Origin of the sequence: Hymenobacter psychrophilus (assembly GCF_900107135.1) — a bacterium.
GTDB lineage: Bacteria > Bacteroidota > Bacteroidia > Cytophagales > Hymenobacteraceae > Hymenobacter > Hymenobacter psychrophilus.
In genome coordinates this window covers 73,345-91,140 of the sequence record NZ_FNOV01000011.1, presented here as the reverse complement: position 1 = coordinate 91,140, position 17,796 = coordinate 73,345, and the positions used below count along the sequence as shown (strand labels likewise).

Genomic DNA, 17,796 nt, shown 5'->3' with positions numbered 1-17,796 from the left:
TAGTCTACCCCCCTTTTACCTCCTCCCCTCATGAACCTCACCAACAACACCATCCTGATTACCGGCGGCAGCGGCGGCATTGGTCTGGCCCTCACCGAGCGCCTGCACGCGGCGGGCAACACGCTGCTTATATGTGGCCGCGACGAGGCCAAACTGCGCGCCGCCGCCGAGCGGCTGCCGGGTTTGCGCACGCTGGTCTGCGACGTGGCCCGGGCCGAGGAGCGCGTCCGGCTGTTCGAGTGGGCTACCGCCGAGTGCCCCGCCCTGAACGTGCTGGTCAACAATGCCGGCATTCAGCGGCTCGTGGACCTGCACGCCGCACCCGCCGACTGGGCTGAGCGGGCCGCCGAAATTGCCATCAACTTTGAAGCGCCCGTGCATTTGTGCCAGCTATTTGCCGGGCATCTGGCCGGGCAGACCGCGCCCGCTATTCTCAACGTGTCGTCGGGGCTGGGCTTCGTGCCGCTGGCGTCGGTGCCGATTTACAGCGCCACTAAGGCCGCCATGCACTCCTTCACGCAGTCGTTGCGCTGGCAGCTGGCCGAGGCGGGCATTACGGTGGTGGAAATCATTCCGCCGGCCGTGCACACCGATTTGGGCGAAACCGACCACTCCTTCGGTATGCCCCTGAACGCCTACGCCGACGACGTGCTGCGCCAGCTGGCCACCGACACCACGGAAGTGGCCACCGGCTTCGCGGCCCAGGCCCACCGGGCTTCGCGCGAGCAGCTGGATGCGGCGTTTGCCGGCCTCAACAAGCGGTAAGCACCCCTGGTCTTGCTTTCTGAATTCCGCTTTGCGGCCCCCGACGCAGACTTTGCCATTGGAACAGGTGGGCAGACAGTGGTTGCAGGGTGGACGAAAGGCGACGTCCGGTGCTACTTTGTGGTCGGTCCTGCGAAATGCTTTCGATTTGACATGGCCTTATTGCAACCCTTCTTAGAGTAGGCAGACTCCCCCTTGCAGTTTTAGGAGTAAACTACCTGCTTTTATGTTTCCATCGTTTTTTGGCTTTTGTTTGCTGCAGTGCAAACCCCGCTGGTTACTTCCCTCGCCTCGCCGACACAGAACCAACCCATCGTAACTGTTCTCAGTGGCCACCTCGACCATGCACCGGCGGGCGATACCGTGCGGCTATGGTACGGCAACCGGCAAGTTAAAGCACTGCTGAGTATTGCTGGTGACTTTAAGATGGTAATCCCCGGGCTCGGGGCCGCTACGGATGCCTCCTTCTCTTACGCCCGCCAGCGCACCCGCCTCTATCTCAGCCCCGGCGACCAGTTGCACCTAACCCTCGACTTTGGCCGCTTCGACGAAACGCTAAAGTACACGGGGCGCGGAGCGGCCGCGAACAATTACCTCGCCCAGATGCTGTGGCGGTTCGATGCCGCCCACCCCGACCCGGGCCCCGAGCAGCAACGCACCCCTACCACCACGCCTGCGCAAATGCGGAGCCTGACGGACGCGTTTCGCCAACGGCAACGGGCTTTTCTGGCTACCTATGCCGCAGAGCACCCACTAGCGCCCACGTTTCAACGCCAGGCGGCCTTGGACATTGATCTGGAATGGGCCCGCCTCCTGCTCGATTATCCCGCCTACCACCGCTACGCTGCCAAGCAGGCGGCGGTATTGCCCGCTACCTACTACGATTTTCTGCAGCAACTGCCCCGCCAACAACTGAATGAGCAGGCGACGCGGGAACCGGTGCTTCGGTTTCTGAGCGCCTATGGGGGCCGTTTGCTGCCTGATGGCCCCCTGCCGGCAGACCCCGCCGAGGCTCGCCGGCTGTATGCTATAGCCACCGCCGACCTGGGAGACCACCAGGCCCGAGACTGGGCCATGTACCAACTGTTGTCGTTTCAGTTGAACGACAACGTCGCCGCGGTTGTGGCCGCCTATCCCACCTTTCGGGCCCAGAACCAAGATTCTACCTTGGCCCGCAACCTGCGGCAGATGCTACAGGCCCAACTTCGTCTGCAACCGGGTCAGCTGGCCCCGGCTTTTACCTTGTTGAATCATCAGGGCCGCCCCGTCTCGTTGCGCGATTTTCAAGGCAAAGTGGTGTACCTCGATTTTTGGGGAACGTGGTGCGCTCCTTGCCGGCAGGAGATGCCCGCCCTTACCGCCCTGGCCCGGCACTTCGCGGGCCGTGATGTCGTGTTTATCTCCGTGGCGGTAAATGACCCGGAAGACAAATGGCAACGCGTACTGGCAGCCGAACAGCTCACCGGCCTCGGCCAAGTGCAGCTACGGAGTCCCGATTCGACCATGCCCAGCGCTTACCAAGTCACGGCATACCCCACATATCTGCTTATCGGTCGCGATGGTCGGCTCCGACGGGTGCCTGCCCCACGCCCGGCAGCCGGGGCTGAAACCGTGGCTGCTCTTGAACAGGCCCTGAAAGAATAGCCCAATGGTTGCCGCCAGCCTCGCGACCCGAGCCCACCGGTCCTCGCGCGAGCAACTGGGCACGATGTTTACGGACCTGAACAAGCGGTAATTCTTCGGGGCCTTGTTTCCTAAAACCAGCTCTACTGCCCGTAGGGCGGGCTCTGCCGTTGGGCTCCCAAGGGCGTGGAACAGTGTGGCGGGTGGCGGCTGTTGAACGGGCGAGAAGCAGCGCTTCGTTCTACTTTGCGGCCGGCCCTGCGTATAGCCCAACTAGTTTGGTAGGATTGGCAGTGAATTCACCGTTCCAATTCCCCCCGTTCTAAATCACCCAACCTCATCCGCACTTATGAAAAAGACCCTTGTTCTTGGGGCTACCGATAACCCCGCCCGTTACGCCTACCGGGCCGTGCATCAACTCAAGCAGCACGGCCACGAGGTGGTGCCAGTGGGCATCCGCAAAGGCCAGGTGGCCGGCCTCGATATCCGCAACGACCGGCCCGCCGCCGAGGGCGTCGATACGGTGACGCTCTACGTGGGGCCCCAGAACCAGCCCGGCTGGTACGACTACATCCTCGACCTCAACCCCAAGCGCATCATCTTCAACCCCGGCACCGAAAACCCCGAGCTGGAAAAGCTGGCCCGGCAGCGCGGCATCGAAACCGAAGAAGCCTGCACGCTGGTGATGCTGAGCGTGGGGCAGTATTAGTCGGGGAGGTCAGGAAACTCAAAGAGAGAAAGTCAAGAGTAAAAGCCGCCGAACGTTGCCTTCTTGGCCCGTTCAGCGGCTTTTACTCTTGACTTTCTCTCTTTGAGTTAAAAATTTCCCCTTCCCCAGGCAACCCTTATCCGCTACCTTGCATCTGCCGCCCCAAACGACCTGCTTCTGACCTGAATTTTACGCTGCTGCCGCTGTCATCATGACGGAAACCGAATTAATAGCCGCCTGCCGCCAGGGCAGCAGCCGGGCCCAGAAACAGCTCTACGAGCAGTTTTCGGGTTTGATGCTGAGCGTATGCCTGCGCTATCTGCGCCGGCGCGAGGATGCCGAAGAAGCCCTGATTGTGGGATTTACCAAGGTATTCCGGGCCCTCGACCAGTACCGGCACGAGGGCTCGTTCGAGGGCTGGATCCGGCGCATTGTGGTCAACGAAGCCCTCGGGATGCTGCGCCGCAAGGAGCCCCTGCACCTGGCCATTGACGAGTTGACCTACGATGTGCCGGCCGTGGCCGCTACGGCCGAAAGCCAGCTCAGCGCCGACGATATGCTGGCGCTGCTGGCGGGTCTGCCGGCCGGTTACCGCACGGTGTTCAACCTGTATGCTCTGGAGGGCTACTCCCACCCCGAAATCGGCGAGCTGCTCGGTATTTCGGAGGGCACCAGCAAGTCGCAGCTCAGCAAGGCCCGGGGCATGCTCCAGCGCCGCCTCGCGGTGGCCAACATGCAGGCGCGCCCCGCCGCCCCCACCACCTCCTCCTCACCGAAAGAATTGTATGCAACCGGAAGATATTGATAAGCTGTTTCGCGAGCGGCTGGCGGGCCACGCCCCCACGCCGCCCGCCTTCGTGTGGGCCGAAATCGAGGCCGAAATCCAGCCCGCCAAGCGCCGCCGCCCCGTCATGTGGCTGGCGGCGGCTTCGGTGGCGCTGCTCGTGCTGCTGGGCGCGGCCGGCTGGCTGCTGACCGGCGGCCCGGCCCCTACGCTTCGGCCCGGGCTGGCTACCACTACGCCCGCCCGCGTACCGGCCGCTAGTGCCCCGGCGGCGGCTACTGCGCCCAACAATACTTCTGTTGACCAACAGCCACTTCTGGCCGCCGCCGAATTAAATGATGCGGCCCAGGCAACGGTTGAAGCAACGGCCCCATCTGGCCCCTCAGAAGCAACCGCCACCGTTTCCGCCTCCGGGCCGGCCGCCTTAGTGGCCACTACGGTTCGCGCTACGGCAGCCCGGCCCGGAGGTGTACAACCCGGTCCGGCCGCCGACCGCCGGTCCTCGACCAGTTCGGCGACGGTTGCTTCGGGACTGCCGGCAAACGAGCCGGCCCCGGTACTGGCCCTGGCTGCCAGCGCGCCCGAGCTGCCCGAAACCAAATGGGTAGCGCAGAAGCGGCCCGCGGCGCTGCCCACTGCCACGGTCGCCCTTACCGGCCCCATTGAGGTGGATGTTCGGCCCGCTTACGCGGCCCCGCAACCGGCGCAGCCTGCCCGCCGCCACGGCGTACTGGCCGTGCTCCGGCAGGTGCGCAACGTGGTGCAGGGCGAACCGGTGAGCCTGACCGCCGCCGGCCTGCCCGAAACAGTGACCGTGCAGGCCCGCCTGGCCGGTCGCACGCTCACCAAAACCATTCAATTATAGTGCTTAGCGCTTAGTTGGCAGTGCTTAGAGGACGTTGTTCCAAGCAGTCTAACAACCAATAACTAAGCTCTACCAACTAGGCTCCAAGCTCTAACGCAACTTTCCCATGAAACGCTTCCTCCTGCTTCCGCTCCTGACGATGCTGCTGGCCCTGGTTTCGACCACCGGCTCGGCCCGCGCCCTGCGTGCCCTGAACGACGACACGATTGTGGTGCGCCTGCCCAACCAGGCCACGATGACGCTCTACGTGAAAGACCGGGCCCAGCTGCGCGAACTGCGCAATTACAAGCTCGATTCGCTTATGCTGCTGCTCGACACCTACATTGCCCAGGCCGAGAAGGCCAGCAAGAACTCCTCTTCCGAGCAGGTAACGATGGAATTCTACCCCGCCAAGGACCAGCCCGGCAAGCGGGTACCCGAGCAGATTCGCATCACGATGCACAACGATTCGCAGACCGACCGCCCCGCCAAAAAGGGCGAGCGGGTGGACGTAACCGTGGGCCGGGTGTTTGGCGTGACGGTAGAGGAAAACAGCGCCGACGGCAACGACCGGGTGTCGGTGCGGGTGGGCTCGTCGGCCAAGTCCGACTCCATCCGGATGGCCGAGCGCAAGGCCAAAATTGAAGAACGGGCCAACCGCCCCGTGCACAGCAACTTCACTATCGATCTGGGCCTGAACGCGCTGACCAACAAGCAGCAGGATCAGAACGGCAACTCGCTGGACCTGCGCCCCTGGGGCTCGCGCTACATCAGCTTCAACTGGGTCTACGATATTCGGCTGGGCGCTAAAGGCTCGCCGCTGTACCTGCGTACCGGTCCCGAACTGGCCTTCAACAACTACATGCTCGACAACAACCGTCGCTTCGTGAACCAGGACGGCGTAACGACGCTGGAGCTGCCCACCGAAGTTGGCCGCAACTACGAGAAAAGCAAGCTGGCGGTATCGACCATCAACCTGCCGCTGATGCTCGCCCTCAGCTTCCGCGACGACAAGGGCCGCAACTCATTCCGCGTGGGGGCCGGTGGCTTTGTGGGCTACCGCCTGGGCTCGCACACCAAGCTCAAGTACGAGGAAGACGGCAACACTAAGAAGGACAAAGACCGCGGCAGCTACAACCTCGAAGATTTCCAGTACGGCCTGCAGGGCACCATGGGCATCCGCGGCATCGATTTGTTTGCCAAGTACAGCCTCAACGAGCTGTTTAAAAACAACCGCGGCCCCCAGGCCCAGGCCATCAGCTTTGGGGTTGTGTTGTTCAACTAGGGCTTTTTGAATTAAAAAATCACCTGCTCAAGCGTACAAATAGCCCGTTGAACCTCCTGCCTGGGAGCCGTTCAGCGGGCCATTTGCACGCTTGAGCAGGTGATTCGAGAACTCAACTATTCCGGTAAAAATTATCCAGCAGAATGGCGGCCGAAACGGCGACATTGAGGCTTTCGGCCTGGCCCCGGCCGGGGATGTGCAGGCGCTGGGTGAGGCAGGCCTCGACGGGCGGCGTGAGGCCGTGCGACTCACTGCCCATGATGAGCACGCCGCTGGGCCGGAGCGTGAGGCGGTGCACGTTGTCGCCGTGCAGGTCGGCGCCATACACGGGCAGGTTGGCGGGCAGCGTGGCCAGCCAGGCGGGTAGGTCGCGCTGCCAGACGGGCACGCGAGTGAACGAGCCCATGGTGGCCACCACCGTTTTGGGAGCCCAGGGGTCGGCGCAGGTTTCGGAGCACACCACCCCGGCCAGCCCATACCAGTCGGCCAGCCGGATGAGCGTGCCCACGTTGCCGGGGTCGCGCACATCGTCGAGGGCCAGCAGCAGCTGGTTGGCGGCCGGCTGCAGGGGTATTTCGGCGGGTAGCCGGGCCACGGCCAGGGCCGTGTTATTGGTGCTCAGGGAACTGAGGCGGGTCAGCTCGTCGGCCGAAACCAGGTCGAGCGGGACGCTGGCGGGTAGCTCGGCGGCAATTTTCTCGGCAAATTCGGGCGTCGCTATCAACCGTTCGGCTGGAATGCCGGAACTTAGCAGCTCGCGCACGCTCTTGCCCCCTTCTACCAGGAAGGCCCCGTGGCGGGTGCGGTACTTCTTCAGGTGCAGCGCGTGCACGTATTTCGCTACTGCTTTTGAAACCATTGGCACCTTTTGAGGCCCTGTTGGGGCGAGATTTTAAACAAGTGGAACTGCCCCGGCTGCGGCAGCTGGCCCTGGCGGGCCTGCTGCTGGCCGGCGGCGGGCTGGTGGGCTGTTCGCCGCTGCGGCTGCTGAAGCCCGGCCAGCGGCTGTTGAGCGACGTCAGCATCAAGGGCACCGAAAAGGCCGACCCCGAGCGGCTGGCGGCGCTGGTGCAGCAGCAGCCGAACAGCACCTTCCCGCTGCCAAAGGTAACCATCTACCAGTTTGGCCGCTCGTTTTATAACCCCGAGCGCATTGCCCGCAAGCTGGCCGATACCCAGGCCAGCTACGCCCGCCAGATCAAGGAGGCCGGCACCGACTCGGCCCGGGTGGGCAAGCTGCTGCGCCGGCGCGAACAGAAGGAGCGCCGCTACCAGCTGGCCCTCGACAAGGGCAACGCCATTATGCGCCTGGGCGAGCCGCCGGTGGTCTACGATTCCTCGCTCACGGCCAACTCGGTACAGCAGCTGTCCATTTATCTGAAGTCCAAGGGCTTTTTCCGCAGTTCCGTTACGGTGACCGACACCGTGCCCACCCGCCGGTTTACGCCCCTGCGCCTGCTGGCGCTGCAGGCGCCCTATACCACCGACTCGCAGCGCGTTACGGTTACCTACCATATCCACGAGGGTCCGGCCTTCCATTACTCGCAACTTGATGACGAAGTAGCCGACTCGATTGTGGCCCGGCGGGTGCGGGCGGCCCGGCCCCAGCGCCTATTGCAGGTGGGTGGCCAGTACGATGAGGAGGTTATCGGGGCCGAGCGCGCTCGGTTGGAAGTCCTGCTCAAAAACCAGGGCTACTATGACTTCCGCCAGCAGTACATCACCTTCGAGGCCGACACCAGCTTTCGGCCGGCCACCGTACGCCTGCGCACGCTCGTGGCCAACCCGGCCCGCGGCGAGCACCAGCGCTACACGCTGCGCCACGTCGATTTCATCAGCGACGCCGGCATCGTACGCTTTGGCCGCACCCGTGATACGCTGGTGCGCGACTCGGTTAACTACCTGGCCTACCGTCACCGCATCAGCCCGCGGGCCCTCGACCGGAAACTCGCGCTGCGGCCCAACGAGCCGTACAGCCTCATCACTACCCAGCGCACCCAGCGCCAGCTCGGCAGCCTGGATATGTTCCGCTTCACTACCATCAACTACCGGCGGGTACGTGGCCCGGAAGCGCCGGCCGACTCGACCCAGGGCCTGCTCGATGTCACCATCAATGCGGCCCCGGCCAAGAAGTTCCAGGAAACCACTGAGTTCGGGGGTACCTACGTGGCCCAGCAGGTAGGCCCGTTCGGCAACGTACGCCTGAAAATTCGCAACGTGTTCGGCGGGGCCGAAATCCTGGAATTTGGGGTGCGGGCCGGCTTTGAAGGGCAGTACGACATCACGGGCACCCAAAGCAGCGACACCCAGAAAAAGCTGCGCTCCGAGCTCACTACCCAGCTCGGGGCCAACGTGAACCTGGTGCTGCCACGGTTTCTGGTGCCCTGGCGGGTGGGGCCGCGGCTGGGCGAGTACAACCCGCGCACCCGCTTCAACGCCTCCTACACCTACGTCGACCGGCCCGATTACACCCGTACCAACGTGGAGGGCACCTTCGACTATATCTGGCAGCGCTCGGCCTTTCACCAATACGTGCTTACGCCCATTGACCTGAGCATCATCCGCACGGCCAGCATCAGCGACACGTTCCAGACGACTCTGCAGAACCTGCTTATCCGGCAGGGCTCCCCCCTATTCCGCAGCTTCGATAACCTGCTCATTCCCAGCTTCAACGCTACGTCGCTCTACAACTCCAACGACTTCAACGAAACCCGCGACGCGCGCTACCTGCGCCTGTTTGCCGAAGTGGGTGGCCTGAGCCGGGGCCTGTTTCAGAAGCAGCCGCTGCTCACCGACACGCGCAACCTGCGCCAGAGCGACCTGAAAATCTACGATTTCACCAAGTTCACGGCCGATTATCGCCGCTACTACAAGCTCACCTCCGACTCGTACCTGGTATACCGGCTGGCGGGCGGGGCGGTGGCGGCCCTGAGCCCCACGCGCCTGACCACTATTGCCCGCGACGGCAGCCAGAGCACCGCTTCGTCGTACCTGGTTCCCTACGACAAGTACCTGTTTTCGGGCGGCAGCTCCAGCGTGCGGGCCTGGAAACCGCGCCGGTTGGGCACGGGCTCATTTACGCAGTACCGGTTCGACCCCGAAAACCCCGCCCAACTGCTGCGCGACGAGCAGGATAAGCTCGTCCGCGACTACAACCTGGAGCAGCCCGGCGAGCTATTGCTCGAAGGCAACATCGAGTACCGCTTCCCACTCTACAACTTCATTAAAGGAGCTGTATTCACCGATGTTGGCAACGTCTGGAGTATCCGGCCCGACCCACGGCCGGGGGCGCAGTTTCAATTCAATCAGTTTTACCGGCAATTCGCGGTGGGCTCGGGCTTCGGTTTCCGCTTCGATTTGAGCTTCCTGATTATGCGCCTCGACATTGCCACCAAAGTATACGACCCCACCGCCCCCGGCAACAAGTGGGCTATCCGCAACTTCAGCTTCCGCGAAGACCAGACCGCATTTAATCTGGGCATCGGGTATCCGTTCTAAGTAGTTAGTGGTTAGTGGTTAGTGAAAGACCGTCATTCTGAGTGAAGCGAAGAATCTCGCGTGCCAAAGTAATCCTGTCGTTGGAAATTACTTTGGCGCGCGAGATTCTTCGCTTCACTCAGAATGACGGTCTTCCTCTGATTCCTTACTCCTAATACCCGAGCAGCTCGGCCAGGGCGGTGGCTACTTTTTCGGGGTTGGGCAGCATTTGCTTTTCCAGCTCCACGTTGAGGGCAATGGCGGGCAGGTTGGCGGCGCCGAGCGTGAACACGGGCGCGTCGAGCTGCCGGAAGCAGTGGCGCTGGATGCGGCCGGCCAGGCTTTCGGCAAAGGAGTTCATGAGGGGTTCCTCGGTGAGCACCAAGGCCTTGCCGTGGCGGCGCACGGCCGCCTGCACGGCGTCCCAGTCGAGGGGGTTAAGCGTGCGCAGGTCCAGAATTTCGACCTGGCCGGCGAACTGCTTGCTGGCCGTGCGGGCCCAGTGCACGCCCATGCCGTAGGTAATCACCACGCAGGTTTCGCCGTTGGCTAGCTTTTGGGCGTCGGCGGCTTGGAAGATGTTGGCCTTCCCCAGCGGGATGACGTAGCCGGTGGCCGGCTCGATGGTTTTGGCCTCCTCGGTGCCGGGTACTTTGCTCCAGTACAGGCCCTTGTGTTCGAGCAGCACTACCGGGTTGGGGTCGAGGAAGGCGGCCCGCAGCAGGCCCTTCATGTCGGCCGCGTTGCTGGGGTACACCACTTTAATGCCCCGAATAGTGAGCAGCGTGCTTTCGATGGAGCCCGAGTGGTAGGGCCCGCCCCCGCCGTAGGCCCCGATGGGCACCCGGATCAGGCTTTGCACCGGAAACTGCCCGTTGCTTAGGTAGCAGGATTTGCTGAGTTCCTCGACCAGCTGGTTGAGGCCGGGCCAGATGTAGTCGGCAAACTGAATTTCGACAATGGGTTTGGCCCCCACGGCGCTCATACCGGCCGTGCTGCCCACAATGTAGGCCTCCTGAATGGGCGTATTGAATACCCGGGCGTCGCCGTACTTCTTGGCCAGCAGCGCCGCCTCGCGGAAGACGCCGCCCAGCTCGCCGCCCACGTCCTGGCCGTAGAACAGGGCCTCTGGGAACTCGCGCAGAATGTCATCCACGGCGTGCAAAGCGGCATCCACCATCAGGGCCTTGTCGGCGCCGGCGGGGGCCCGCTCGCCGGTTTCCTCCGTCACGGCCGGCGGGGCAAACTCGTGGTCGGCGAAGGTGGCCGGGTCGGGGTCGGGCGCGGCCAGGGCGCGCTCATAGTCGGTCTGCACGGTGGCGCGGGCCTCGTCGGCCAGCTGCTGCAGCTCGGTTTCGGCAAAGCCCAGGGCCAGCATTTGCTTGTGGAAACGGGGCAGCGGGTCTTGAAGAGTGTGCTGGGCCAAATCGTCGCCGCGGTACCACTCGCGGCGCACGCCGCTGGTGTGGTGGCCCAGCAGCGGGCATTTGGCGTGCACCAGCACGGGGCCGCGCCGGGCGCGCACGTGGGCGGCGGCCTGTTGCATGGTGGCGTAGCTGGCCAGAAAATCGGCCCCGTCGGTCTGCAAACGGTGCAGGCCCTTGAAGCCGGCCGCAAACTCGTAGGCGTTCATCGTGCGCATCTCGCGGCCGGTAGCTGAAATGCCCCAGTCGTTGTCCTGCACCAGATAAATAATGGGCAGCTGGTGCAGCACGGCCATCTGCAAGGCCTCGCTCACTTCGCCCTCGGTCATGGCCCCGTCGCCAATCGAGCAAATTACCAGCGGTTTATCAACGGCATGTTCCTCGGTCTGCACTAGGCCATAGAGGCCGGGCACTGGCTGCCCGCTTTCATAAAAGTCACTTGGACCAGTTGGCAGCCTCAATAATTTCGGAATTTCCAGGTACTTGATGCCCTGGGCCACGCCGGTGGCCGGAATGGCCTGCATGCCGGTGGCCGAGCTCTGGTGCGGAATGGTGGGGAAGCCGGCCCGGCGCAATGAAGGGTGCGAGTAGTAGGTGCGGCCGCCCGAAAACGGGTCGTCGCGCTTGGCCATGAGCTGGAGCATGAGCTCGTAGGGCGTCAGGCCGATGCCGAGCAACATGGCGTCGTCGCGGTAGTAGGGCGCGGCGTAGTCCTGGGGGCCGAGGCAGGTGGCGGCGGCCAGCTGGATGGCCTCGTGGCCGCGGGCCGTGGCGTGCACGTATTTGGCCGTTAAAGCCTTGTTTTCTTCGTAGAGGCGGGCCAGTTCGTCGCTGGTACGCAGCAGACGGTAGGCGCGGCGCAGCAGTTCGGGCGAAGCGTGGGTGGCAGTCAAATCGATTTCCGGGGCGGGAGCGGTTTCGAAGGTCATGGGCGGAGGGTGGGTACTGGGGCGAAGTTACGAAAGGTGAAATGGCTTTAGGCGAGGTGGTGAGATAGTGAAATGGTGCGTTTGACGTTTTGGCGGCCCAACTTGCGCCACCCTCACCGGTTTGTCACCGGCGCTGGCCGCACTGGCCGCAGCGGCAACTCACCATTTCACCACCTCACTATTTCACCAGTTCACCTGATGCTTCACTTCGCCCCCGCCACGCCAGCCGACCTTCCGGCCCTCAACCGCCTCGTCAACCGCGCCTACCGGGGCGAAGCGTCAACGCAGGGCTGGACCACCGAAGCGGCGCTGCTTGCCGGCCAGCGCACCGATGAAGCCGACCTGCGCGAGCAACTCGAAAAGCCCGCCGCACAGTTTCTGCTGGCCCGCCGGCCCCCCGACGATGAGCTGATCGGCAGCGTGTTTCTGCAGCATCAAGGCCCCGAGCTATACCTGGGCATGCTGTCGGTAGAGCCCACGCTGCAAGCCGGCGGCGTGGGCCGGCAGCTGGTGCAGGCCGCCGAAAGCCACGCCCGCAACCTCGGCTGCACCGCCGTGCGCATGACCGTCATTTCCGTCCGCCACGAGCTGCTGGCCTGGTACGAGCGCCTGGGCTACCAGCGCACCTCCGAAACCGTGGCCTTCCCCACCGACACCCGCTTCGGCGTGCCGCTGCAAGCCGCGCCACTGGTGCTGATGGTATTGCGGAAGGAGATGGAGAAGTGAGATAGTAAAAAAAGAACGTCATGCTGAGCTTGCCGAAGCATGACGTTCTTTCTCCTTCCCCCTCACTCACCACTACTCCCACCACCTTTCTTGCGGCAGCGGGCGGCCGTCGAACGTAACGGGCTGGCCCAGCTCGGGCGTGGTTATCGGTTGGCCCAGGCGGGCGGCTTCGGCGGTGGCGCGGCGCGGCGGCTCATTCCAGGGGTGGTTGGCCTCGGTGAAAGCGCCCCAATGCACGGGCAGCATCACGGCGGCCCGCACGTCGCGGGCAGCCTGCACACTCTGCTCGGGCAGCATGTGGATGTCGGCCCAATGCGGGTCGTACTGGCCGCATTCCAGCAGCCCTACATCGAAGGGGCCGTACTGGCGGCCGATGGCGGCGAAGTGCGGGCCGTAGCCCCCGTCGCCGCTATAAAAAGCGCGGCGGGTGGCCGACTTTACCACCCAGCTGCTCCAGGAAGTGGAGTTGCGGTTGGTGAGCCCGCGCCCCGAAAAGTGCCGCGCCGGGGTGCTCACAATCGTCAGGCCCGCCACCTGCACCGAGTCGTTCCAGTCCAGCTCGCGGATGCGGGCCGTATCGACGCCCCAGGCCCGCAGGTGGGCGCCAATGCCCAGCGGCACTATAAACAGGCGGGTTTTGCTCCGGAGCTGGCGGATGGTTTCGTAATCGAGGTGGTCGTAGTGGTCGTGGGAGATGAGCACGGCCGTGATGGGTGGCAGCTGCCCGGTGAAGATGGGCACGCGGGGGTTGTAGCGCTTGGGCGTGGCCCAGCTTATCGGCCCCATATCCTGGCCCAGCATGGGGTCGAACAGAATATTCTGCCCCCCGATTTCGAGCAGGCTGGCCGAGTGCCCGAACCACGTTACGCGCAGCAGCTCGGGCGTTTTAGCCACAATACTCAGCGAATCGAGCAGCTGCATGGGCAGCGGGCCGGGGGGCTTGCGGCCGGGTGTTTGGTTGAACAGAAACTCCCACATCACCTGGGCCATACTGCCGCCGGTCATCAGCTCAGTGGTCTTCCAGGGATAGTAAAATTCGCCCTCCAGGTAATGGCCGCTGCGGGCATAGCGGGCCTTTTCGGCTTTGGTGGGCGTGCCACCCAGCTGGGGGCTTAGCCCGGCGAAGGTGGCGCCGGCCAGTAGCAGCAGCCCCACAAGACCAATTATTGACTGGCCGACACGTTTCGCTTTCTTATTCATGCGCAGAAGAAATCATATCTTTCAACAAGTATAACCCGAAGCCAGATGTTGCAGCCCCGTAGCTACGCTCGACTTTTTAAGTTGCAGATACTACTGCTGCTGCCGGGGTTACTGGGCGGGGCCTGCTCTCCCCGGCTGCCGCCGCTCCAGCCAGTTACGGTCGAAGTGAGCCTGCCGGGGTGCGTGCCCGCCAACCGAGCGACCACCATTCATTACGTGCTTACCAACCCCAACCCGCGGTCGGTTACGCTTCAGACCCTGGAGCTTCGCCTGCAGATGCGGACGCCAGCGTGCGTGAGTTGCCTAACCTCACCCCAGCTGCCGACTACTGCACACGCTACCAGCACCCTCCCACTCCGGCTCGTGATACCGGCGCGGGGACAGGTGCAGCTCGATGATCAAAGCACCTTTTTAAGTCGTTATCGTTTGGAACCGGGCGAACAATACCAGGTCCGGTTTGGGGTTGATGAAGCCGGCCGCCGCTCCGAGCCACCGCTGCTTCTGCTGCCGGATAGCCTTCGGTTTACCGTGTGCCGGTAGTTAACTGAGGGCGGTAGAAACAACCGGCCAACGGAAAGTTTTACCTTTGCCCCGATGCCCGATTTTCCTGCTTCCACCCTCGCCCCCTTTCCCGCCCCGCCCACCGGGCTGCCCCGCTTCCGCGACACCGTGGAGGCCTGGATGCGCCTGTTTCAGGACTGGCTCTGCCAGCAGCTCGAAGCCACCGACGGCTCCGGCCGCTTCCGCGAAGATGCCTGGCAGCACCACAGCGGTGGCGGCGGCCGCTCGCGGGTGCTTACCGAAGGCACCCTCATCGAAAAAGGCGGCGTGAATTTCTCGGCTGTGGAAGGCCGCATGAGCGACGCCGCAGCCCGGCAGCTGCTCATGCCCTCGCCCGACTATTTTGCCACCGGCGTGAGCGTGGTGCAGCACCCGCGCAGCCCGCTGGCCCCCATCTCGCACATGAACGTGCGCTATTTCGAGGCCGGCAACGGGGAGGCCTGGTTTGGCGGCGGGCTCGATCTGACCCCGATTTACGTGGACGTGGCCCAGGCGCGCTGGTTTCACGAGCAAATTGCCCAGGTCTGCCAGCAGCACGGCGCCGGCTATTACCCGCGCTTTAAAAAGTGGGCCGATGAGTACTTCTACCTACCCCACCGCCAGGAAACCCGCGGCGTGGGCGGCATCTTCTTCGACCGCCTCATCGTGGGCAAAGAGGCCGATGCCGAGCAGCTGTTTGCTTTTGTGCGGGCCGTGGGCGAGGTGTACGGCCGCAGCTACTGCAAACTACTGCGCCAGAATGCCGGCCAAGCCCACACCGAAGCCCAGAAAAAGTGGCAGCTGGTGCGCCGCGGCCGCTACGCCGAGTTCAACCTGGCCATCGACCGGGGCACCCGCTTCGGGCTCGAAACCGGCGGCCGCACCGAAAGCATTCTGATGAGCCTGCCGCCCCAGGCCGAGTGGCACTACAACCTGCAGCCCGCCCCCGACTCGCCCGAGGCCGACACCCAGCAGTGGCTGCGCCCCGGCCTCGACTGGCTGGGCGCCAGCGCGGCGGTTGGCCCGAGGGCCGACCCTTCCACCGCTGAAACCACCGGCCAGTGCTAGAGCAGCTGCAGGCTCTGGACCGCTGGCTGCTGGTAGCGGCCAACGCCAACCGCTCGCCCGGCCTCGACAAGTGGATGGTGTTCTTCACCGAACGCTTCGTGTGGTTTCCGGCCTATTTCGTGCTGCTGGTCGTGCTCATCTACGTTTATGGCCGCCGGGCCCGGCTGCTGCTGCCGCTGCTGGGCGCCAGCATCGCCCTGGCCGATGTAATTTCCAGCCGCTTCTTCAAGCCCTACTTCGCCCGCCTGCGCCCCTGCCACGACCCCGACCTATCGGCCGCGCTCAACCTGGCCCACGGTTGCGGCGGGCAGTTTGGGTTTCTGTCGTCGCACGCGGCCAATGCCTTCGCCTTGGCCGTGTTTATGACCCTGGTGCTGCCCCGCCGCTACCGGGTGGCCAAGGCGCTGCTGTTTGCCTGGGCCCTGGTGGTGAGCTACAGCCGCATGTACTTAGCCGCCCACTACCCCACCGATGTGCTGGCCGGGGCGCTGCTGGGCTCCCTCACGGCCTGGGGCTGCGCCAAAGCCTACCAGCGGCTGGCGGCCCGCTGGTGGCCCCACGAAACGGCCGCCGAGGCACTCTGAACCGCTCGTAGCCGAACAAGCAAAATCCCCCGGCCACGGCGCGTACGGCGCGGGTGCCGGGGGATTTTGCTTGTTCGGCACCATCAGGCCCACCGCGTATCAGCAGGGCGAGAAGGCATCAAACCGAACCAGCTTGCCGTTCTGAAAATACAGGCCCAACGAATCATCTGTTCCGGGCTCTTGAATGGTTACCCCTTGGTACGTTGGCCCGGTAGTGCCCCCGGGCCGCCAGTCGTGTACCTTGCTGGCTGCCTGCGGGTAGCGCTGGCGGATTTCCTCGAACGTCGTATTCTGGTCGAGTACCTGCCCGCCAATCGTAACGCGAAACGTGCCGCTGCTGAAGTCTACGGTGCCCATTACGGCCCGCTTGCCGTTCACTTCAAACAGGCTGGGACCATATTCGTAGTGGTCGCCCTTACTGAATTCGAAGTGGCCGCCGCACTCCACAGCATCTTTCTTGATGCGGTCGGGCGGGCCCAGGGCCTTTAGCAGTTCGGCCGTGGTTGTCTCGAAGGGCAGGCCGTTGATGCGAATTTGCCGGTAATCGATGGTTTCGGGAGCGGCGGAAGTTTCTGCCACTGCTACTGCCGTTACCGTTGGGGCGGTGGCCGGGCTGGCAGGGGCCGTAGCGGTTTGGGCGGGGGTGGTTTGGTTGCAGGCACCGGCCAGCAAGGCTAGCGCCAGCAATGGCGCCCAGGCAGGTTTTTTCATAACACAGAAAACTGAAGTGGAAGGAATAAGCGCGGCAATATCTTTAAAAAACATCATTCTCCAGGCGCTGTAAAATCAGCTATTTGCGTATTGCCGGCAGCTGATGCTGTTGCGTAAAAAGAGGCAGCTCACAGAGGTGTCAGCTAGCTTTTCAAATATCAGACTGTGCGGGCAGTGACTACTCGGCCGGCTGGCGGTTGCCAGTGTGCCCGTCGCCCTCGTCGTGGTGGCCGGGCTGGCTGGTGTATTTGGCGTGGCGGCGGTCATCAAGGGAGGAGGGAAAGACTTGCTGAGGTCAACTGATTCCTTGATTTTTCCGTCCTCGTCGCGGCGGATGTAGCGCTTGTCGCCTTCGTTAGGCTCGATTGGTTCGCATTTCGACGTGGTTGAAATGCGTTGGTACTCTTTGGCCTATGGCAGCAGGGCCCCGGCAGTTAGCGTAGCCACCGCGGCGGGCGGCAGCAGGGCCCGGAGCGCGGCAACTTCCGCCTCCAGGGCTTCGGCCCGCACCCGGCGCAGCTGGTAGCCAACGGCGGCAGCGGCCCCCAATGCCTCCTCGACTGCCTGCTGCCGGGCCAGCAGCCACCGCCGCCGCTGGTTGGCCCAGGCCGATACGTTGGTGGCGGGCGGAGCGGTGGCCAGCAGGGCGGGCAGCACCTGCTCCCAGCGCCGGGCCTGCAACCAGTCGGCCTCCTGCCGGGCCAGCAGCCGGCGCAGCTGGCGGGCCCGGTGCTGGCACACATCGAGCCGGGCCAGCAGCGGCGCCGCCGCTTCGGGGTCCGCACTGCTGGCCGCCGCTGGCGGGTCTGGGGCGACCGGCCGCCCCGGCCCGGGGGCCTCCGGGGTGGCCGGCAACCACCGGGCCAGCTCGTTGAGGCGCAGCAGCACCGGGCCGGTAAGCGTGCGCCGGCCCGCCTCAATGTGCTTCACCAGCTCGGCACTTACGCCCAAAAATGCCGCCAGCTCCCACTGGGGCAGCCCAAAATACCGCCGCACCTGTGCCGGCAAGGTGGCAGAAAAGATGGCCCGACGTGGCATAAGCGCAAACAGTTGTACCTTATCTGAAGTCAATGACAAAATAAGGTACAACTGTGTACCCTATTTTGAAAAAACCGACTGATAAGGTA

The 17,796-nt window shown here is 63.8% G+C and carries 15 protein-coding genes; 10 read left to right on the top strand and 5 right to left on the bottom strand.

Annotation, left to right across the window (positions count from 1 at the left end; translation table 11 throughout):
- Positions 1-30 precede the first annotated feature (30 nt).
- The 6 genes from BLW21_RS16375 (at position 31) to BLW21_RS16350 (ending at position 6,010) form a co-directional block, all read left to right on the top strand.
- The gene (locus tag BLW21_RS16375) at positions 31-765 is read left to right on the top strand and encodes an SDR family oxidoreductase (RefSeq protein WP_092742008.1); all 735 of its coding nucleotides are present in this window, start codon (positions 31-33) and stop codon (positions 763-765) included.
- Positions 766-1,026: 261 nt separating this feature from the next.
- A complete protein-coding gene (locus BLW21_RS16370; protein WP_139255262.1) occupies positions 1,027-2,409 on the top strand; it encodes a TlpA family protein disulfide reductase in 1,383 nt (460 codons plus the stop codon).
- Between the two features lie 328 nt (positions 2,410-2,737).
- The gene (locus tag BLW21_RS16365) at positions 2,738-3,097 is read left to right on the top strand and encodes a CoA-binding protein (RefSeq protein ID WP_092742004.1); all 360 of its coding nucleotides are present in this window, start codon (positions 2,738-2,740) and stop codon (positions 3,095-3,097) included.
- Between the two features lie 211 nt (positions 3,098-3,308).
- Positions 3,309-3,902 (top strand): RNA polymerase sigma factor, encoded by a 594-nt coding sequence (locus BLW21_RS16360; RefSeq protein WP_092742002.1) that lies wholly within the window; start codon positions 3,309-3,311, stop codon positions 3,900-3,902.
- The gene (locus tag BLW21_RS16355) at positions 3,883-4,746 is read left to right on the top strand and encodes a hypothetical protein (protein ID WP_092742000.1); all 864 of its coding nucleotides are present in this window, start codon (positions 3,883-3,885) and stop codon (positions 4,744-4,746) included. The genes BLW21_RS16360 and BLW21_RS16355 overlap by 20 nt, the downstream gene beginning before the upstream one ends.
- A gap of 106 nt (positions 4,747-4,852) precedes the next feature.
- Positions 4,853-6,010 carry an outer membrane beta-barrel protein gene (locus BLW21_RS16350; RefSeq protein WP_092741998.1) on the top strand — a complete coding sequence of 386 codons (1,158 nt, stop codon included), beginning with the start codon at positions 4,853-4,855 and terminating at the stop codon, positions 6,008-6,010.
- Positions 6,011-6,122: 112 nt separating this feature from the next.
- On the opposite strand, the gene BLW21_RS16345 is transcribed toward BLW21_RS16350, so the two are convergent.
- Positions 6,123-6,869, bottom strand: coding sequence for a TrmH family RNA methyltransferase (locus tag BLW21_RS16345; protein WP_092741996.1), 747 nt, complete (start codon positions 6,867-6,869; stop codon positions 6,123-6,125).
- 41 nt (positions 6,870-6,910) lie between these two features.
- On the opposite strand from BLW21_RS16345, the gene tamL reads away from it, so the two are divergent.
- Complete coding sequence (gene tamL, locus BLW21_RS16340; RefSeq protein WP_139255261.1) at positions 6,911-9,508, top strand: translocation and assembly module lipoprotein TamL; 2,598 nt, start codon at positions 6,911-6,913, stop codon at positions 9,506-9,508.
- A gap of 151 nt (positions 9,509-9,659) precedes the next feature.
- Here the strand turns inward: tamL and BLW21_RS16335 are convergent, their stop codons facing one another.
- Entirely contained in the window at positions 9,660-11,840 is a 2,181-nt protein-coding gene (locus BLW21_RS16335) for an alpha-ketoacid dehydrogenase subunit alpha/beta (RefSeq protein WP_092741992.1), read from the bottom strand.
- Between the two features lie 198 nt (positions 11,841-12,038).
- On the opposite strand from BLW21_RS16335, the gene BLW21_RS16330 reads away from it, so the two are divergent.
- The gene (locus BLW21_RS16330; RefSeq protein WP_092741990.1) at positions 12,039-12,566 is read left to right on the top strand and encodes a GNAT family N-acetyltransferase; all 528 of its coding nucleotides are present in this window, start codon (positions 12,039-12,041) and stop codon (positions 12,564-12,566) included.
- Between the two features lie 72 nt (positions 12,567-12,638).
- On the opposite strand, the gene BLW21_RS16325 is transcribed toward BLW21_RS16330, so the two are convergent.
- Positions 12,639-13,766 carry an MBL fold metallo-hydrolase gene (locus BLW21_RS16325; RefSeq protein ID WP_092741988.1) on the bottom strand — a complete coding sequence of 376 codons (1,128 nt, stop codon included), beginning with the start codon at positions 13,764-13,766 and terminating at the stop codon, positions 12,639-12,641.
- 594 nt (positions 13,767-14,360) lie between these two features.
- On the opposite strand from BLW21_RS16325, the gene hemF reads away from it, so the two are divergent.
- Together hemF and BLW21_RS16310 are read left to right on the top strand one after the other, a co-directional pair.
- Entirely contained in the window at positions 14,361-15,374 is a 1,014-nt protein-coding gene (hemF, locus tag BLW21_RS16315; RefSeq protein WP_092741984.1) for an oxygen-dependent coproporphyrinogen oxidase, read from the top strand.
- Complete coding sequence (locus BLW21_RS16310; RefSeq protein WP_092741982.1) at positions 15,368-15,958, top strand: phosphatase PAP2 family protein; 591 nt, start codon at positions 15,368-15,370, stop codon at positions 15,956-15,958. Before hemF ends, BLW21_RS16310 begins: the two co-directional genes overlap by 7 nt.
- Positions 15,959-16,057: 99 nt before the next feature.
- Here BLW21_RS16310 and BLW21_RS16305 read toward each other — a convergent pair whose 3' ends face one another.
- On the bottom strand, positions 16,058-16,669 hold the full coding sequence (locus BLW21_RS16305; protein WP_092741980.1) for a hypothetical protein: 612 nt from the start codon (positions 16,667-16,669) through the stop codon (positions 16,058-16,060).
- Between the two features lie 411 nt (positions 16,670-17,080).
- Positions 17,081-17,707 carry a helix-turn-helix domain-containing protein gene (locus BLW21_RS16295; protein ID WP_139255260.1) on the bottom strand — a complete coding sequence of 209 codons (627 nt, stop codon included), beginning with the start codon at positions 17,705-17,707 and terminating at the stop codon, positions 17,081-17,083.
- Positions 17,708-17,796 lie beyond the last annotated feature (89 nt).